Raw genomic sequence first — 17788 nt, 5'->3', positions numbered from 1 at the left:
GCCGGGTGACGGCTGCGCCTTACCCGGCCTACAAAAAGCACAGCGTAGGCACGGTAAGCGCAGCGCCACCGGGCGTTAATTAACTCACCAGCGCCTGCCCGTCTTTGCGGCTTTCCGTCGCGGCCACGTAGTGCCCTTCCGGCATACGGTAAATCACCTGCGCACCGCCGAAGTTATAATCCTGAAGCGGATCTTCCACCACGATCTGATGCCCGCGCTCGCGCAGCGCCGCGATAGTATTGCGATCGAACGTTGATTCGACGATCACCTCCCTGCCCTGCACCACGCGCCAGCGCGGGGCATCGATTGCCGCCTGCGGGTTTTGCCCGTGCAGCATAATGCGCAGCGCCATCTGCATGTGCCCCTGCGCCTGCATCGGCCCGCCCATCACGCCGAAGGACATCAGCGGCTTGCCGCTGCCGTCCATCGCAAATCCAGGAATGATGGTGTGGAACGGGCGCTTGCTGCCCGCCAGCGCGTTCGGGTGCGCAGGATCCAGCACAAAGCCGCAGCCCCGGTTTTGCAGGCTGATCCCGGTATCTGGCACCACGATCCCTGAACCGAATCCCATATAGTTGGACTGAATAAACGAGACCATCATCCCACTCGCATCCGCGGTGCTGACGTAAACCGTCCCGCTCTGCGTCGGCGAGCCGTACACAAAATCAGAGGCGCTATCGTGGTTGATAAGCGCGGCGCGCGACTTCAGGTAATGGTCACTCAGCAGCTCTTTTGCCGCGAACGCCATGTGTTCTTCATCCGCAACGTAGCGGTCGAGATCCGCCAGCGCCAGCTTCATCGCCTCGATGGAGAGATGAAGAGACTGCACGGAATCCGGGTGATGCTTCTCAATGCCGCACTGCTCAAGAATGCCGAGCGCAATCAGCGTGGCGATCCCCTGACCGTTTGGCGGCAATTCCTGAACCGAGCCGCCCGCGAAGTCGCGCGACAGCAGGTCAACCCAGTCCACGCGGTGGTTTGCCAGATCCTCTGCCGTCAGATGCGCACCGTGTTCTTTGGCAAAGGCGGCAATTTTCTGCGCCAGCTCGCCGCGGTAAAACGCGTCGCCGTTGGTTTTGGCAATCAGCTCCAGCGAGTTCGCCTGCGCCGGGTTACGGAAGATTTCCCCCACGCGCGGGGCGCGGCCTTCCGGCGCGAAGCAGGCGCTGAAGCCCGGCTGATCTTTCAGCTTGCTATAGCCTCGCTGCCAGAGATGACCAATCAGCGGCGAGACGGGAAAGCCGTTGCGCGCGTAGTCAATGGCAGGCTGCGCCAGCGTGGTCAGCGGCAGCGTGCCGAAGCGCTCCGCCAGCGCGACCCAGCCGGATACCGCTCCCGGCACGGTCACCGCGTCCCAGCCAATTTCCGGCACTGCGCTTTTTCCGGCAAACAGATCCGCATGCCAGCTGGCCGGCGAGCGGCCTGATGCGTTGAGGCCGTGAAGCTTTTCACCGTCCCAGACGATGGCAAAGGCGTCGCTGCCGATCCCGTTGCCGGTCGGCTCAACCACCGTCAGCGCCATCGCGGTGGCAATGGCTGCATCGACGGCATTGCCGCCCAGTTGCAGCATCTTCATCCCCGCCTGCGCCGCCAGCGGCTGCGACGTGGCAACCGCGTTATGGCCCAGCATCGGCGGGCGGCGTGAATCGTAACCGGACGTAAAATCAAGCGCTTTGGTCATCATGACTCCTTAGTCGTGGCGCGGATCGAGCGCATCGCGCAGCCCGTCGCCGAGTAGATTAAAGCCCTGCACGGCAAGGAAAATCGCCACGCCGGGGAAAACGGACATCCACGGAGCCTGCTCCAGAAACCCTTTCGCGGTGTTGAGCATGGAGCCCCAGGACGGATTTGGCGGCTGCTGTCCCAGCCCCAAAAACGACAGGCTGGCTTCGGCGATAATCGCCGAGGCGATCGCCAGCGTGGCCTGCACGAGGATCGGCGACATCACGTTTGGCAGGACGTATTTAATGATGATCCAGCGATCCGGCAGGCCAATCGCCCGCGCGCCGTCGATATACTCTTCGTTGCGAATGGCGATCACCTGGCCGCGCGTCAGCCGGGCGAAAATCGGCATTGCCGAGAGACCAATGGCGATCATCGCATTCGTCAGGCTTGGGCCCAAAAATGCCCCCAGCGCGATCGCCATGATCAGGAACGGACAGGCCAGCAAGGCCTCAATAAAGCGCGAGATCACGCCGTCCCACATCTTCTGGAAGTAGCCCGCCACCAGCCCCAGCGGCACGCCGATGACCACGGCAATAATGACCGACATACAGCCCGCCATCAGCGAGGTGCGCGCCCCCCAAATAATGCGGGATAAGATGTCACGCCCCAGCTCGTCGGTGCCGAACCAGTACATCGCCGACGGCGCTTTGCGCACCGCCAGGAAGTTGGCTTTGACCGGGTCGAAGGGGGCGATCCACGGCGCCAGCAGCGCCACCAGGACAAAAAAGCCCACCACAAGCGCGCCAATCACCGCGCTTTTATTGCCGAGAAATTTCTTCAGCACCCGGTTCTGCGCGCGCGGCAGCGTGGGGGCAACGGTTTGCGTCGTCAGTTCCGCCATGGTTAACCTCGCATTTTCGGGTTGATAAGGACGTAGAGCACGTCGGCCAGCAGATTGAGCATCAGGAAGCCGATCGCCACGATCAGCACCACGCCCTGCACCACCGCATAGTCACGATTGAACACCGAGTCGACGATCATTTTGCCAAAGCCCGGAATGGTGAAGACCTGCTCGGTCAGCACCGCGCCGCCCAGTAGCTCGCCGAACAGAAGCGTGGTGAGGGTGATTACAGGCACCAGCGCGTTGCGAAAGGCGTGCTTCAGGATCACTGCTTTCGGCAGCAGCCCCTTAGCGCGCGCGGTGCGGATGTAATCCGCTTTCAGCACCGCAATCATTGACGCACGGGTATGGCGCATCAGCGTCGCCGCCAGTCCGGTTCCGAGCACGGACGCGGGCAGCAGCAGCGTGCGCAGGTTCTGGATCGGATCTTCACTGAATGGCACATAACCGGACGCAGGTAACCATTGCAAGTTCACCGAAAAGACCAGAATCAGCAGGATCCCCAGCCAGAAGTGCGGAATTGATATCCCCGAGATCGCCACAAAGTTCGCCCCGTGATCGACCCAGCTGTTTTTATTCACCGCCGCAAGGATCCCCATGCTGATGCCAAACACCAGCGCGATGATCATCGCCAGCAGAGAGAGCTCCAGCGTGACCGGCAGCTTGCTGGCAATCAGCTGCGTGACCGGTTCATGCGTGCGCAAGGAGACGCCCAGATCGCCCTGCAGCGCGCGCGTCAGCCAATGGAAATACTGCACGGGGATCGGCGCATCCAGATTAAGCTCAGCACGCAGTTGGGCAATTACCGCCGGATCGCGCTCCTCCCCGGCCATGGCGATCAGCGGGTCGCCGGGCAGCAGCTTTTGCAGCCCGAACACCATCATGCTCACCAGCAATAGCGTCGGGACGGCCAGCAGCAGACGTTTGCAAATCAGTTCCAGCATGGGTTCTCCTCAGGACGTTTATTTTGCCAGCGTCAAACCGGCCAGACGCACGATGCCGTCCGGGTACGGCTTAAAGCCCTGCACGCTTTTGTTCAGGCCAAAAATGCGCGGCTCGAAGTAGAGGTAGGCAATCGGCATGTCGGTCTGGAGCTGCTTCACCACCTTGTCGTACAGCGGCTGGCGTGCGGCCTGGTCGGTGCTCTGACGCGCCTGAGTCAGCCATTCATCGATCTGCGCGTTGCTGTATCGGCCGTCGTTCAGGGTGCCTTTACTGTTGATAAAGCCGTAAATGCTGCCATCCGGATCCGGGCGCCCCGACCAGCCGGAGAAGCTCAACTGGTAGTCACCGCTCTGCTGGCGATCCAGCAGCGTGGCGAACTCGGTCATTTGCAGGTTCAGGTTAAAGCCCGCCTCTGCCACCATCGCCTGCAATACCTGTCCCACCTGCTGCGAGGTTGGGTTGTTTGGCACCAGCAGATTGACGCTCAGCGGCGTGGTCACACCGGCGGCTTTCAGCAGCGCTTTGGCTTTATCGACGTCGCGCGGCGGGACCGGCAGGTTAACGTGGTACGGGCTGACCGGTGAAAACGCCTGATTTGCCGGGGTGTAGAGCCCTTCAAAGACCACCTGGTTTAAGGCATCGCGATCGATTGCCTGAGAAAATGCCTCGCGCACGCGGGCATCTTTGAACGGATCGTTGGCCGGCACCTTGCCGTTGTTAATATTGAAGGTGATCCCCTGATAGCCCAGACCGGTGACCTTCGCCAGCGCCAGCTTGCTGTCGGCTTCGACGGTTTTGACGTCGCTGGCGGCAATGCCTTCGGTCAGGTCGAGATCGCCCGCGCGCAGGTTCGCGAGACGCACGGAGGCATCCGGGATCGGCAGATAGATGATTTTGTCGAAGTGATAGGCGTCTTTGTTCCAGTAGTTGTCGAAGCGGGTCAGAACGATGCGGTCCTGCGACACGCGGCTGTCGAATTTGTATGGACCGGAGCAGACGGGATGGGCGGCAAAGTCAGGCTTTTTCGCCGCATCGGGTGCCATCATCGCGCCCGCGCGGTCGGTAAGCTGCATTAGCAGCGCGGCATCCGGTGTTTTCAGGTGCAGCGCAATCTGCATCGGGCCGGTGACCTCGACCGATTCAACGGATGAGATCTCGCTTTTACGTAGGGAGCCTTTGAGGGTCAGGGCGCGGTCGAGGTTGTATTTTGCCGCAGCGGCATCAAATTTTTCACCGTCGTGGAAGGTCACACCTTCGCGTAGATCCATAGTCAGCGTTTTGCCATCTTCGCTCCAGGCCCAGGATTTTGCCAGACCCGGCACCACTTTCAGGTGCTCGTCGACGTCCACCAGCCTGTCGCACAGGGAGGCAAACACGAAACGGCCATAGTAGGTGCGCGCCAGATGCGGGTCGAGCATATCCGGGTCGGCCCCCAGGCCGATCCGCAGCACGCTTTCAGAATGGGCGGGCAGCGCCGCGCCAAGCAACATAACACTTCCCAGTACGGTCAAAAGAGAATTACGCATTGTCATTATCATGAGTTCCTTGAAGGAAGGGAGGAGTGAGTGGCCGCGTGTTCAAACAGCGCGCGGCGGCGCAGAAAAGCGGCGGATGGCGGTGCGATCTGGATAACGCTGCGATCGCGATTGATCTCCTGCCAGCGATGGCAAGCAACCTGACGTCCGCCGTCGAGCACCTGATTAATCGGCTCGATCTGGCGGCATTCATCTGTAACGTAGGGGCAACGGGTGTGGAAACGGCAGCCGGACGGCGGGTTAGCCGGGTTCGGTAAATCACCCTGCAACAGCGGCGTATCCCGCGCTACGCCTGGCTGCATTTGCGGCGCTGAGGCAATCAACGCCTGGGTATAAGGATGCAACGGTGCGTCGAAGATGTCGTCGACGGTGGCCAGCTCGACGATTTGCCCAAGATACATTACCGCCACGCGGTCGCTCATATGACGGATAACCGCCAGCCCGTGGGCGACGATCACCATCGTTAGCCCCAACTGGTGCTTCAGGCTTTCCAGTAAATTAACCACCTGTGCCTGAACGGAAACGTCCAGCGCAGAAACCGGCTCATCACCCAGCAGCAGCTTTGGGCCTGACGCCAGCGCGCGCGCAATGCCGATACGCTGACGCTGCCCGCCGGAAAATTCGTGTGGATAACGCCCGGCCCAGGCTGAGGGCAAGCCGACCGTCCTGAGTAGCTCGGAGACGCGGTACTGGCGATCCGTTTTTTTCATGTTCTGGTGCAGCCACAGCGGCTCACCGACAATTTGCTCCACCGTCATGCGCGGGTTCAGCGAAGCGAAGGGATCCTGAAAGATGATCTGTAGCTCACGCCGGAGCTGGTTCAGACGGGCGCCCGAGGCGTGGGTGATCTCCTCACCCTGATAAAATACCCGCCCTTCGCTGGCGCCCAGCAGGCGCAGCAGCAGACGACCAAGGGTGGATTTCCCGGAACCCGACTCGCCGACAATTGCCAGCGTTTCGCCAGGCATCACCGACATCGAAACTCGGTCGACAGCGGTGACAAAGCGGGCCGGCGTAAACAGTTTTTTCGGGCCGGGGAAAAGCTTGCTCAGATCGCGGGCTTCAAGAATGGGCATGGTCATGCGGTCTCTCCCAGGGCAATGTGGTGTTCGAGCGGCACGCGGAAGCAGGCAACCTGATGGCCCGTACCAAGCGTAGTGAGCGGTGGTTTTTCAGCATGACAGCGCGTCTGCGCGAAGGGACATCGGGTGGCAAAGCGGCAGCCTTGAGGCATGGATTCCGGCAGCGGGACCGATCCGGGAATAGTTGATAGCTGGCCTTTACGCGCACCCATAGAAGGAAGGGAACCCATAAGGCCAATGGTATAGGGGTGCTGCGGATCGGCAAACAGGGCTTCAACACTCCCCTGCTCCACTACCTGTCCGGCATACATCACCGCCACCTGCTGCGCGACTTCAGCCACCACGCCTAAATCGTGGGTGATCATCAGCACCGCCGTGCCCGTTTCTTCTTTTAAAGTATTGAGCAGGGAGAGAATTTGCGCCTGAATGGTCACGTCCAGAGCGGTAGTGGGTTCGTCAGCAATGAGTAGTTTGGGATGGTTTATCAGCGCCATCGCAATCATCACGCGCTGGCGCATACCGCCGGAAAGCTGATGCGGGTAAGCCTTAAGGCGCATCTCTGCGGCCGGGATCTGCACCTTCTCCAGGATCTGTAGCGCAACCGTCATCGCCTCAGCCCGGGAGATCGTTTGATGGCGCATCACCGCTTCACTGAGCTGATCGCCAAGCGTGAAGGCCGGGTTGAGCGAGGTCATGGGCTCCTGGAATATCATCGCCAGCTCGCTGCCGCGCAGATCGGCATACTCCCGCGGCGAGAGCTTGCGCAGATCCTGGCGGCGGAAATTCATCTCCCCGCTGACGATCCGGGCGCTGGCAGGTAATAACCCCATCAGCGCCAGGGAAGTGATGCTTTTACCGCAGCCGGACTCGCCTACCAGCGCCAGCGTTTCTCCCGCCCTGACCGTCAGCGAGATATCGTCGAGCACGCTCACCGGCGAGCCCGCGAATTTAACGTTGAGGTTTTGCAGCCGCAGTACGGGCGTGGAGTCCTTAAAGGGTATCGTCGTCATAGCGTGGAATCGTCCTCAAGGTGAATAGCCTGAATCAGGGCGGTTTGCAGGCTGAGCAGGTGTTCGCGCATGGCGGCAGCTGCTTCGTTAGGCTGGCGATGAATAATCGCTGACATGATTTTGTGATGGTGGTCGTTGTAGCTATCGACACGTTCAGGGGTGCGGGCAAGTTCGCGTAAATGCTGCCAGCCAGGCTCCCGGCGGACGGCGTCTATCGCATCAAAAAGCCCAAGCATCAGGCGGTTACCTGCTGCCTCCGCAATGGCGCGGTGGAAGGCGCTATCCCACAGTTCGTTGAGATCGCGGTCATCCGGGCTGACCTTATTAATGCGTTCCAGCATACGCTGCATGAGCGCGAGGTTTTCCCTGGTGGCACGCAGTGCCGCAAGTCGGGCTAAGCCGGGTTCGAGCTGTAGTCGAGCTTCCATGACTTCCAGCAGGTTGGTTTGCTGAACCAATCCCTGAAGCGCCAACGGCTCAACCGGGGCAGATGGACCAATGAAGGTACCCTTGCCCTGCTTGCGCCAGATACGCCCTTCCTCTTCCAGCACGTCCAGCGCGCGACGCACTTCACGTCGGCCTACGCCGAGAGTGTCCGACAGCTCACGTTCAGTGGGCAGCGGAATGCCTGGTGTTGACTCGTGCTGGTTGATAAGCCCGCGCAGCTGCTCAAGCGCGGTACTGGAATTAGCTAAAAACCGTGAAGGCTTTTCCATATTGGTTCGCTCGCTTTCATCATTGCTTTATTTTTATTAATAATAAGTTATTGATATGACGCAGAACTTAACGTGCTAGTAATTAAGCAATTAACGAACCAATAGCGTATTGGTTCGTTAATTTTCTGAAAAATGATCGGTAACCGAATGATTTCCTACCAATTATTTTACATAATTATTACATAAGAAGATGGGCGCGAAGGTAAGGATGGGCAAAAAACGCACAAAAACAGTGCAAATAATGCACTAAAATCGTGCATTTGTTAATAAAATGCACCGTATTTATTAACTTTTTGTTAATGGAAATAAAAAGAGGAATAAACAATATTCGAGGGACTATAAAACGACGAAAGCCTGAATCATTTCTGACTCAGGCTTTCTGAATAGTGGCGGAACGGACGGGACTCGAACCCGCGACCCCCTGCGTGACAGGCAGGTATTCTAACCGACTGAACTACCGCTCCACTGTTCCCGTTTGGGGAACGAGGCGAATATTACGGTTTGCCTCTGAACTCGTCAACGCTTTTTCTCAGGTTTTGAATCGTTTGCTGCAAAATTCACCCAAACGGTGATTTAACAAACGTTTCAGCACATTTTCACGTGCGCCACAGACAGCTTCCGCCCTTCTTCTGCACTAAATCGAGACGAGATTCATGGTTCATCAGTTCTTCATCACTGGCTAAAACAACCCGCAGGCGATTCGCCTGACGCACAATGCGCTGAATTCCCCCTTCATCCCGCGTCTGCTGGGATTCATTTTCCATACTGAATTTCATCGACGTTTGCCCGCCGGTCATGGTCAGGTAGACATCGGCCAGGATCTGGGCATCGAGCAACGCGCCGTGCAGCGTTCGCTTGGTGTTGTCTATCTCATAGCGAGAGCACAGGGCATCAAGGCTGTTACGCTTGCCGGGGAACATCTTCCTTGCCAGCGCCAGGCTATCCGTGACTTTACAGAACGTATTCGTCTTCGGAATATCACGGTTGAGCTTGCTGAACTCATAGTCCATAAAGCCGATATCGAACGACGCGTTATGAATGACAAGTTCCGCACCTCTGATGTAGTCGAGAAATTCATCTGCGACGTCGGCAAAGGTGGGCTTATCCAGCAAAAACTCATCGGCAATTCCGTGAACGCCGAACGCTTCCGGGTCCACCAGCCGATCGGGTTTAAGGTAAACGTGGAAGTTGTTGCCCGTAAGGCGACGGTTCACCACTTCAACGGCACCAATCTCAATGATTTTGTGCCCTTCGTAGTGGGCGCCAATCTGGTTCATACCGGTGGTTTCGGTATCAAGAACAATCTGGCGAGTAATTGCAGTGCTCATAGCGGTCATTTATGTCAGACTTATCGTTTTACTGAACGTTTCAAATACAGGAAGTCTACCAGAGATGCGTAAACAGGTAGAAATTTTCACCGATGGATCTTGTCTCGGTAACCCAGGGCCCGGCGGCTATGGCGCCATTATGCGCTATCGCCAGCATGAAAAAACATTTAGTGAAGGCTATTTCCTGACCACCAACAACCGCATGGAGTTGATGGCGGCCATCGTGGCGCTGGAAGCGTTAAAAGAACATTGTGACGTGGTGCTGAGTACCGACAGCCAGTATGTCCGCCAGGGCATTACCCAATGGATCCACAACTGGAAAAAGCGGGGCTGGAAAACGGCAGAGAAAAAACCCGTCAAGAATGTCGATCTCTGGAAGCGTCTTGATGCCGCCCTCGGTCAGCACGAAATCAAATGGGAGTGGGTAAAGGGGCACGCCGGTCATCCTGAAAACGAACGCTGTGACGAGCTGGCTCGCGCGGCGGCATCCAACCCGACCCATGAGGATGCAGGTTATCAACCTGAATCCTGATCACGGTTTTTTGTACTGCCGCGTGGCCCCCACGGTCTGGCGGATCCGCGTTTTTGATTTGCTTTGCTTCATCGGGTTGAGCGTAAGGGGGATCGTCCTCTTACGCGCGACAATAAATTGCATGCAGCCCAGCGCGGGTAAATGGGTGCTTAATAAGACCCCGCCTTTACGCGTCCAGGGGATGACCTGAAAACCCCCGTAGCTTAGCACTTCGAAATTTAACAGTGAAAGCCAGTCCAGCTGGCGCATCATGGTAAACATCCTGCTGTTATAAGGCGGCGTGCGACGCAGAACGGGCGTCAGTTTACGTAGCCCCATCAGACTCAGCGGATTAAAACCGCTCAGGATCAGCCAGCCGTCATCAATCAAAACGCGGTCGGCTTCCCGCAGCAGACGATGGGGATCGCTGCACCAGGGCAGCGTGTGGGCGAGCAGACAGGCATCAATGGATTTTTCCGCAAACGGCAAATGCAGCGGATCCGCTTTCACCTGAACCGGGGAGCCATTAAGCGATACGCTGACCTGATGCGAGATAGCGCAGCTTTCGGTATTGATTTCTGCGCTCAGATTGCCAATCTTAAGCAGGTGAAAACCATACATTTTCGCGAGCCAGGGTTTAAGCTGAAGTTCTAAGGCCTCGCGATAATATTCACCCCAGGGCAACTCTGCCCAACGTTCCGGTGGTGCGACAGTCTGAGGTATCCTTGCCGGTTTCATCAAAACACCCGCCACGCTATAAGAGGTAATGCATGAATCTTATCAGTATTTCCGCCTTTCAGGACAATTACATCTGGGTTTTAGTCGACGACGATCGCAGATGCATCATTGTTGATCCAGGCGAATCCGCACCGATCCTGCACGCGATTAAAGAAAACGGCTGGCAGCCGGAGGCGATCCTTCTTACCCATCACCATCACGATCATGTCGGCGGTGTTCCCGATCTCCTTGCACGCTATCCCCATCTACCCGTCTACGGACCAGCAGAGACACAGGATAAGGGTACGACGCAAGTTGTTGAAGAAGGCGAAAGTATCCTCATCCTCGGGTGGGAGTTTTCCGTATTTGCTACGCCAGGTCACACTTCCGGTCATCTCTGTTTCTACAGCAAACCTTATCTGTTTTGTGGCGACACGCTGTTTTCTGGCGGCTGTGGAAGGCTGTTTGAAGGCACGCCAGAACAGATGTATCAATCTTTACAAAAAATTAATGCGCTGCCAGCCGACACCGTAATTTGTTGCGCACATGAGTATACATTAGGGAATATGAAGTTTGCTGCAAGCGTGCTGCCTGAGGATCGGGCGATTCAGGATTATTACCAGAAAGTGAAGGAGTTACGTGCAAAAAACCAAAAAACACTCCCCGTAATTCTGAAAAATGAGCGACAAATAAATTTATTTTTAAGAACTGATGATGTTGATTTAATTAATAAAATTAATCAAGAAACAAATTTGTTACAACCTGAAGCGCGATTTGCATGGTTAAGGTCAAAGAAAGATAACTTCAGATAATTGCGGGTTGCCTTTTCAAAATTTCGCCGTTATCATCGCTCGTCTTTTAAGCAACTATTGACACACACATGAAGGCAAAAGCGATATTACTCGCCTCTGTCCTGCTTGTAGGTTGCCAGTCACAAAACGGCAGCAACGTACAACAGCACGCACAGAGCCTTTCTGCGGCTGGTCAAGGGGAAGCAGGGAAGTTTACGAGTCAGGCGCGATGGTTGGACGATGGGACATCCTTCGCGCAGGAACAAGACTTGTGGGCCTCTATTGGCGACGAGCTAAAGATGGGAATTCCGGAAAACAGCCGGATTCGCGAACAGAAACAGAAGTATTTGAGAAATAAGAGCTATCTCCACGATGTAACATTACGGGCAGAGCCGTATATGTACTGGATAGCCGGGCAAGTTAAGAAACGTAACATGCCTATGGAACTGGTACTACTACCCATAGTGGAGAGCGCTTTTGACCCGCACGCGACGTCTGGCGCCAATGCAGCAGGCATCTGGCAGATCATTCCGAGCACAGGGCGAAATTATGGTTTAAAGCAGACCCGCAACTACGATGCGCGTCGTGATGTTGTCGCTTCAACGACAGCCGCTCTCGACATGATGCAACGTCTGAACAAGATGTTTGACGGCGACTGGTTATTGACCGTCGCGGCGTATAACAGTGGTGAAGGTCGTGTACTGAAGGCAATGAAAGCGAATAAAGCGCGTGGAAAATCCACAGACTTCTGGTCGCTCTCACTGCCACAGGAAACAAAGATTTACGTACCGAAAATGCTGGCACTGGGCGATATTCTCAAGAACAGCAAACGTTACGGTGTACAACTGCCAACACCAGACGAAAGTCGTGCACTGGCGCGTGTCCGCCTCAGCAGCCCGGTTGATATTCAACAGGTTGCAGATATGACGGGTATGTCGGTAAGTAAGCTTAAAACCTTTAATGCAGGTGTTAAAGGCTCCACGCTGGGCGCTAGTGGCCCTGGCTATGTGATGGTTCCGCAGAAACATGCGGAACAGTTACGAGAGTCTTTAGCTTCGGGTGAAATTGCAGCCGTTCAGTCCACGCTGATCGCTGATACGTCGCCTGTAAGCAGCCGCAGCTATAAGGTGCGTTCAGGTGATACGCTTTCAGGTATTGCATCACGTCTTGGCGTGAATGCGAAAGATCTCCAGCAGTGGAATAATCTGCGCGGATCTGGTCTGAAAGTGGGTCAAACGCTGACCGTAGGTGCAGGCAGCAGCGCACAGCGTCTCGCTAAAAACAGCGATAGCATTACCTATCGCGTACGTAAAGGCGACTCGCTGTCCAGTATTGCTAAGCGTCACGGCGTAAACATCAAAGATGTGATGCGCTGGAACAACGATACTGACAACCTGCAACCTGGCGACCAGCTGACGTTGTTTGTGAAAAACAGCGCTACGCCAGATTCCTGATAGTACGATCGCTTGTTAAAAAGGCACCGATTCCCCTCGGTGCCTTTTTTATTTATCCCGCTTTTTGCGCTTCAGCCATAATGGTGTCGCTGGTAAACGAACCATCGTCATGCAGTTCAAAGTACGCCTTCACGTCAGCAGAGGCGCTCTCCTGATACAATCGGATCGCCTGAGTCAATGCCTCGGGTGTGCGCATCCGTGCAATCCATGATGTGAACTCCAGCGGCAAACGGTCGGTTATCAATGAGCGTGAAATCAAGCCGGCTTCGGTGATAAACGTAAGCCACTCTCCACTGGAGTAGTTTTGCACGTGCGAGGTATCACGCAGCGCTTCAACCGTCTGGAGCCAGATATTTCGTACTGGATGTCCGGGAGACATCACGTCCATGATGATGAAGATTCCGCCCGGTTTGAGCACGCGTTTCACTTCCCGTAATGCCTGCCCCACATCATGCCAGTGGTGTGCAGAGTAACGGCTAATCACAACCTCAAACGACGCATCCTCAAAGGGTAAAGATTCAGCGTAGCCCTGGCGCGTCGTGACGTTATTCAGCCCTTTCGCTTTCGCCGCTTCAGCAACCACATCCAGCATCTGGCTCGATAAGTCATATGCCGTCACCTGAACAACCTGCTGTGCGGCGGTAAAACTGGCGTGCCCCGCCCCGCAGCCTAAGTCCAGCACGTGCGCGTCAGGAAACGCGGCGAGCCGTTCGCCGAGACGTACCAGATCGCGGCCAGAGGCGTGCACGGCGCTGCTCAGGTAGGCACTTGCCTGAGAACCAAACTGTTTTTCGACGTTGTCATGATGGGAGTGTGTTGTTGTCATGTTGCTGTCCTTTTATGGGTTAAAAAATAAAGGGCAGCACCCGCACAGGCCTGCCCCACGGCAGACCTGACGCACCATTATTTATCAGGTTTGCCGGGACTGAATTCAACTAGTAGAGGATTATGATCGGAGGCGCGCGTCACCAGAACGGAGGCGTCGTGCACGCTTAAACCCCGATAGAAGACAAAATCGAGAGGACGACCAAACGCTTTCTTGCGCTGGTCATCGTTAAAACGAACTTCACGCAGCGACATTTCACGCGCGAAGCGGTACAACGCGTTCATACGTGGACGGCTCCAGGCATTGAAGTCCCCGGCCATAATGATCGGCCCACTGTGATGAGCAATCTGATCGCCAATGGGTAGTAACTGCTTACTGTACACATCAACACCCAGGCTGAAGTTCACCGCATGAATGTTTACCACCATCAGCAGACGGGTGTCGGGCAACGGATAGACCGTGACCAGCGCCGATTTTGCCAGACGCAGGATTGGCTCTCGTTCACGCAGCGGGCAGCAATAGACCGGATGTGCGGCTGAAAGGGTCATCACCCCAGAAGGATGCTGTGGCAGAACAAAGGCAGGCACCTGATCGGCTGCAAGATAGTTTGTCGTTGCAAACCTGACCAGCTCAGGCGTGGTTTGCGCCTCCTGTAACAGAACCAGATGCGCATCTTTACCAAAATTTTTAAGTACGGATAACCACTCCGCACGCTGTTGTTTAAAGATGTTCCACACCAGTACGCGAATTTTTTCGTCACTGCTTAATGGCGTGCCCGCTGGTAATGCCTGACCCAGGCTCGCAAACGACCCCGGAGGCAAGATCCTCTCCGCGGGCATTCCGGCAACATAACGCATGGCATAGGTATTTTTTCGCACTTTTGGAAACGACCTCTGTAACATGAACCAGCCCGGAAAACGGACTGGTTCTAATGTTATAGGGATTTTAGGTCACACTTTCAACGCAATTACTGAGAAACCGCTTTCCAGTTTTGTAAGCAAGCACTTACTGATACTTATCCAAGCGCGATACGAGCGGGTTTATCAAGTCGTCCACTCAGACCAATAAGCAGGAAAGCGACAAGCACAATTACCGCACCAATCCATGGCGTTTGGGTTAATCCAACGTGTTCAACCGTCTGCCCGCCGATAACCGATCCGAGTGCGATACCGATATTGAATGCGGCGATATTCAGGCCGGATGCGACATCCACCGCATTGGGCGTATAGCGTTCGGCTTTCTGTACAACATAGACCTGCAATCCCGGTACGTTACCAAACGCGAATATTCCCATAACCAACACAGTTACCAGCGCTGCGTATTGTATCGACGCGGTGAACTGGAAAATCATCAGCAGGACAACCAGCGCGGCGAAGATAAATTTTAGCGCCGGTACCGCACCATGCTTATCCGCAAGCTTGCCGCCCCAGATATTGCCGATTGCAACGGAGATACCGTAGCCCAGTAAAATCCAGCTCACTGCGCCCGGAGAAAAACCAGCCAGCTCCTGCATCATCGGTGCAAGGAAAGTGAACGCAGTGAACACACCTCCATAACCCAGAGCCGTAACGGCATAGATCAGCAGCAGGCGCGGGTGTGTCAGAACCTTAACCTGATCGCTCAGGCTGGCGCTCGCGCGCCCCGGAATACTGGAGGGCACCAGCAGCAGGCTGGCTACCAGAGCAATCACGCCCAACAGCGATACCGCGAGGAAGGTTTCTCGCCAGCCAAAATGTTGCCCAATAAACGTTCCTAACGGTACGCCGGTGACCAGCGCGACGGTTAAGCCGCCAAACATAATCGCAATGGCTGACGCCGCTTTCTCTTTTGGCACCAGGCTGGTTGCAATCGTAGAACCGATGGAGAAGAAGACACCGTGCGCGAGGCCAGACAGCAAACGGGCAATGACCAGGGTAGTGTAGTCCGGAGCCTGCCACGCCAGAATATTGCCGGCGGTGAAGAGCACCATCAGGGCAACTAACAGTTGTTTACGTGGAAAGCGTCCAGTCAGTGCGGTCAGCACAGGCGCCCCAACAGCGACGCCTAACGCGTAAATAGATACCAGCAGCCCGGCAGAAGGCAGCGAAATGGCGAGTTGTTCAGCAATAGTGGGAACAAGTCCTACAATAACAAATTCGGTCGTGCCAATTGCGAAGGCACTGATCGTCAGGGCAAGAAGCGCCAGTGGCATAAATACTCCGTCTCTTCAGGATTAAGATGACAGGCAGTATGCGCCAGTGTTTAAATAACAAAAATGGTTAGAATCTCAATAGAATTTTGCGGATGATGCAATAATGAAAGCCACATCGGAAGAACTGACTATCTTTGTTGCCGTTGTTGAAAGCGGCAGCTTCAGCCGTGCGGCCGAACAGCTCGGGCAGGCGAACTCCGCCATCAGCCGCTCGGTGAAAAAGCTGGAGATGAAGCTCGGGGTAAGTCTGCTCAACAGAACAACGCGGCAGCTCAGCCTGACGGAAGAAGGTGAACGTTATTTTCGCCGCGTACAATCCGTTTTGCAGGAGATGGCGGCAGCTGAGACGGAAATAATGGAGTCGCGTAGCACTCCGCGTGGATTGCTACGCATTGATGCGGCGACGCCGGTCGTGCTTCATTTTCTGATGCCGTTAATCAAGCCATTCCGGGAACGTTATCCGGAGATGACTCTGTCCCTGGTCTCTTCAGAGACGTTTATTAACCTGATTGAGCGTAAAGTTGATGTGGCGATCCGCGCGGGAACCCTGACGGATTCAAGTTTACGCGCTCGCCCACTGTTCACCAGCTACCGCAAAATTATCGCGTCACCGCAATATATTGCAGAGCATGGCAAACCGGAGACCGTTGAGGAGCTGAAGCAGCACCTGTGCCTGGGCTTTACGGAACCTGTCTCGCTGAACACCTGGCCCGTGGCCTGTCATGACGGACAACTTCATGAGATCACTTGCGGACTTTCGTCTAATAGCGGAGAAACGCTGAAACAGCTTTGTCTTGAAGGAAATGGGATCGCCTGTTTATCAGACTATATGATTGATAAGGAAATAGCTGCGGGTCAGCTTGTAGAACTGATGGCTGACAAACGCTTACCTGTAGAGATGCCTTTTAGCGCAGTGTATTACAGTGACAGAGCGGTAAGTACGCGCATACGCGCTTTTATCGACTTCCTTAGCGAACATATAAAAACAGCTCCCGGAGGAGCTGTGTGAGGGTTTAAGGGTACAGAGGAAGGGCTTTTATTAATCCCAGTCTGGTGCTAACCCTTCCGGGCTGACCAGACGATCGTTGCATTCCAGTGCAGCGATCGCGTTTTTATCTTCATCATCAAGCTGGAGATCCCGCGCTAACAGGTTACTTGCCAGGTTTTCACGTTTGGTTGAAGACGGGATCACGGCATAGCCCTCACCCATCGCCCATGCCAGGATCACCTGTGCGGCTGTCGCATTGTGTTTTTCAGCGATGCGTGCAATCACTTCATCTTTCAGCGCCTTACCATATGCCAGCGTCATGTACGAGGTGATGTGAATACCATGCTGTTTCGCCCAGTCCACGACTTTGTGGTTTTGCAGGTAAGGAGAGAGTTCAATCTGATTGGTGGCAATATTTTCTTTACCCACTGCGGCAATGGCCCTTTCCATCAACGGGATGGTGAAGTTAGAGATGCCAATTTTACGCGTTAAACCCTGCTCTTTCGCTTCCAGCAGCGCCTGCATGAACTCCTCCACAGAGACGGCATCGTCAGGTGATGGCCAGTGGATCAGCGTCAGATCAACATAGTCAGTACGCAGCTTTCTCAGACTTTCCTTCAGGCTTGGGATCAGCTTGTCTTGGCCGAGATTCTCAATCCAGATTTTAGTGGTGATGAAAAGTTCGTCGCGCGGTACGCCACTCTCTTCGATGGCCTGGCCTACGGCAGCTTCGTTATCATAAATCTGCGCCGTATCAATAGCACGATAGCCCAACTCAAGTGCGGTTTTAACAGATGCGATAACAACGTCGTCTTTCAGGCGGAAAGTGCCCAGACCCAGTGCAGGGATAGTCATATGATTCCTCAATCGTTATGTTCATAAACTGAGGAGAATTATCGCTGTAGTTGTTATGCCGAAAAAGATCGTGAACCGCAGAGGATTTTTGCTAATTTCGCAACAATCAAACGACAGATAAGAAAAAAGCCCTGAGCGTTAGCTCAGGGCTTTTAATAAGTGGCGGAACGGACGGGACTCGAACCCGCGACCCCCTGCGTGACAGGCAGGTATTCTAACCGACTGAACTACCGCTCCACCGAATACTTCTGTAACCACCGGATTAATGCACCG

The 17788-nt window shown here is 55.1% G+C and carries 17 protein-coding genes and 2 tRNA genes; 4 read left to right on the top strand and 15 right to left on the bottom strand.

Translation table 11 applies throughout. The features are described 5' to 3' along the window. Positions 1-79: 79 nt before the first annotated feature. The 9 genes from ACJTMZ_RS19910 to dnaQ form a co-directional block, all read right to left on the bottom strand. Positions 80-1681, bottom strand: coding sequence for a gamma-glutamyltransferase family protein (locus tag ACJTMZ_RS19910; RefSeq protein WP_032102821.1), 1602 nt, complete (start codon positions 1679-1681; stop codon positions 80-82). A 9-nt stretch (positions 1682-1690) separates the two neighbouring features. Continuing rightward, a complete protein-coding gene (locus tag ACJTMZ_RS19905; protein ID WP_015571381.1) occupies positions 1691-2566 on the bottom strand; it encodes an ABC transporter permease in 876 nt (291 codons plus the stop codon). A gap of 2 nt (positions 2567-2568) precedes the next feature. Beyond that, positions 2569-3510, bottom strand: coding sequence for an ABC transporter permease (locus ACJTMZ_RS19900; RefSeq protein WP_015571382.1), 942 nt, complete (start codon positions 3508-3510; stop codon positions 2569-2571). An 18-nt stretch (positions 3511-3528) separates the two neighbouring features. Beyond that, complete coding sequence (locus ACJTMZ_RS19895) at positions 3529-5043, bottom strand: ABC transporter substrate-binding protein (RefSeq protein WP_072204272.1); 1515 nt, start codon at positions 5041-5043, stop codon at positions 3529-3531. Positions 5044-5045: 2 nt separating this feature from the next. Further along, positions 5046-6128 carry an ABC transporter ATP-binding protein gene (locus ACJTMZ_RS19890; protein WP_015571384.1) on the bottom strand — a complete coding sequence of 361 codons (1083 nt, stop codon included), beginning with the start codon at positions 6126-6128 and terminating at the stop codon, positions 5046-5048. After that, on the bottom strand, positions 6125-7138 hold the full coding sequence (locus ACJTMZ_RS19885) for an ABC transporter ATP-binding protein (protein ID WP_015571385.1): 1014 nt from the start codon (positions 7136-7138) through the stop codon (positions 6125-6127). Before ACJTMZ_RS19885 ends, ACJTMZ_RS19890 begins: the two co-directional genes overlap by 4 nt. Beyond that, positions 7135-7854 (bottom strand): FadR/GntR family transcriptional regulator, encoded by a 720-nt coding sequence (locus tag ACJTMZ_RS19880; RefSeq protein WP_015571386.1) that lies wholly within the window; start codon positions 7852-7854, stop codon positions 7135-7137. The genes ACJTMZ_RS19885 and ACJTMZ_RS19880 overlap by 4 nt, the downstream gene beginning before the upstream one ends. Before the next feature lie 387 nt (positions 7855-8241). After that, positions 8242-8318: transfer RNA gene (locus tag ACJTMZ_RS19875), tRNA-Asp, on the bottom strand. Between the two features lie 132 nt (positions 8319-8450). After that, positions 8451-9182: a DNA polymerase III subunit epsilon gene (gene dnaQ, locus ACJTMZ_RS19870; protein ID WP_003863237.1), complete on the bottom strand. Its 732-nt coding sequence runs from the start codon at positions 9180-9182 to the stop codon at positions 8451-8453. Here dnaQ and rnhA point away from each other — a divergent pair. Continuing rightward, complete coding sequence (gene rnhA / locus ACJTMZ_RS19865) at positions 9136-9714, top strand: ribonuclease HI (protein ID WP_160840538.1); 579 nt, start codon at positions 9136-9138, stop codon at positions 9712-9714. The two genes, dnaQ and rnhA, sit on opposite strands and share 47 nt — an antisense overlap. On the opposite strand, the gene ACJTMZ_RS19860 is transcribed toward rnhA, so the two are convergent. Then, complete coding sequence (locus ACJTMZ_RS19860) at positions 9715-10431, bottom strand: class I SAM-dependent methyltransferase (protein WP_017383714.1); 717 nt, start codon at positions 10429-10431, stop codon at positions 9715-9717. A 32-nt stretch (positions 10432-10463) separates the two neighbouring features. On the opposite strand from ACJTMZ_RS19860, the gene gloB reads away from it, so the two are divergent. Then, positions 10464-11222, top strand: a complete 759-nt coding sequence (gloB, locus tag ACJTMZ_RS19855) for a hydroxyacylglutathione hydrolase (RefSeq protein ID WP_032102816.1) — start codon at positions 10464-10466, stop codon at positions 11220-11222. Positions 11223-11290: 68 nt separating this feature from the next. Continuing rightward, positions 11291-12655 carry a murein transglycosylase D gene (gene mltD, locus ACJTMZ_RS19850; RefSeq protein WP_032671409.1) on the top strand — a complete coding sequence of 455 codons (1365 nt, stop codon included), beginning with the start codon at positions 11291-11293 and terminating at the stop codon, positions 12653-12655. A 52-nt stretch (positions 12656-12707) separates the two neighbouring features. Here mltD and ACJTMZ_RS19845 read toward each other — a convergent pair whose 3' ends face one another. The 3 genes from ACJTMZ_RS19845 to ACJTMZ_RS19835 all read right to left on the bottom strand — a co-directional run bounded on the left by ACJTMZ_RS19845 (position 12708) and on the right by ACJTMZ_RS19835 (position 15672). Beyond that, positions 12708-13481 carry a class I SAM-dependent methyltransferase gene (locus tag ACJTMZ_RS19845; protein WP_040117242.1) on the bottom strand — a complete coding sequence of 258 codons (774 nt, stop codon included), beginning with the start codon at positions 13479-13481 and terminating at the stop codon, positions 12708-12710. Between the two features lie 77 nt (positions 13482-13558). After that, positions 13559-14359, bottom strand: a complete 801-nt coding sequence (locus ACJTMZ_RS19840; RefSeq protein ID WP_026080641.1) for an endonuclease/exonuclease/phosphatase family protein — start codon at positions 14357-14359, stop codon at positions 13559-13561. A 137-nt stretch (positions 14360-14496) separates the two neighbouring features. Beyond that, positions 14497-15672 (bottom strand): MFS transporter, encoded by a 1176-nt coding sequence (locus tag ACJTMZ_RS19835; protein WP_015571392.1) that lies wholly within the window; start codon positions 15670-15672, stop codon positions 14497-14499. Between the two features lie 103 nt (positions 15673-15775). Here ACJTMZ_RS19835 and yafC point away from each other — a divergent pair, with 103 nt between their 5' ends. Continuing rightward, positions 15776-16681, top strand: a complete 906-nt coding sequence (gene yafC / locus ACJTMZ_RS19830) for a DNA-binding transcriptional regulator YafC (protein ID WP_015571393.1) — start codon at positions 15776-15778, stop codon at positions 16679-16681. Between the two features lie 30 nt (positions 16682-16711). On the opposite strand, the gene dkgB is transcribed toward yafC, so the two are convergent. Together dkgB and ACJTMZ_RS19820 are read right to left on the bottom strand one after the other, a co-directional pair. After that, complete coding sequence (dkgB, locus tag ACJTMZ_RS19825; protein ID WP_015571394.1) at positions 16712-17515, bottom strand: 2,5-didehydrogluconate reductase DkgB; 804 nt, start codon at positions 17513-17515, stop codon at positions 16712-16714. Between the two features lie 160 nt (positions 17516-17675). Beyond that, positions 17676-17752 (bottom strand) — tRNA-Asp (locus tag ACJTMZ_RS19820). Between the last annotated feature and the right edge of the window lie 36 nt (positions 17753-17788).

The organism is Enterobacter sp. DN, from assembly GCF_046054285.1.
GTDB lineage: Bacteria > Pseudomonadota > Gammaproteobacteria > Enterobacterales > Enterobacteriaceae > Enterobacter > Enterobacter hormaechei_C.
This window is presented reverse-complemented; position numbering and strand designations above follow the sequence as displayed.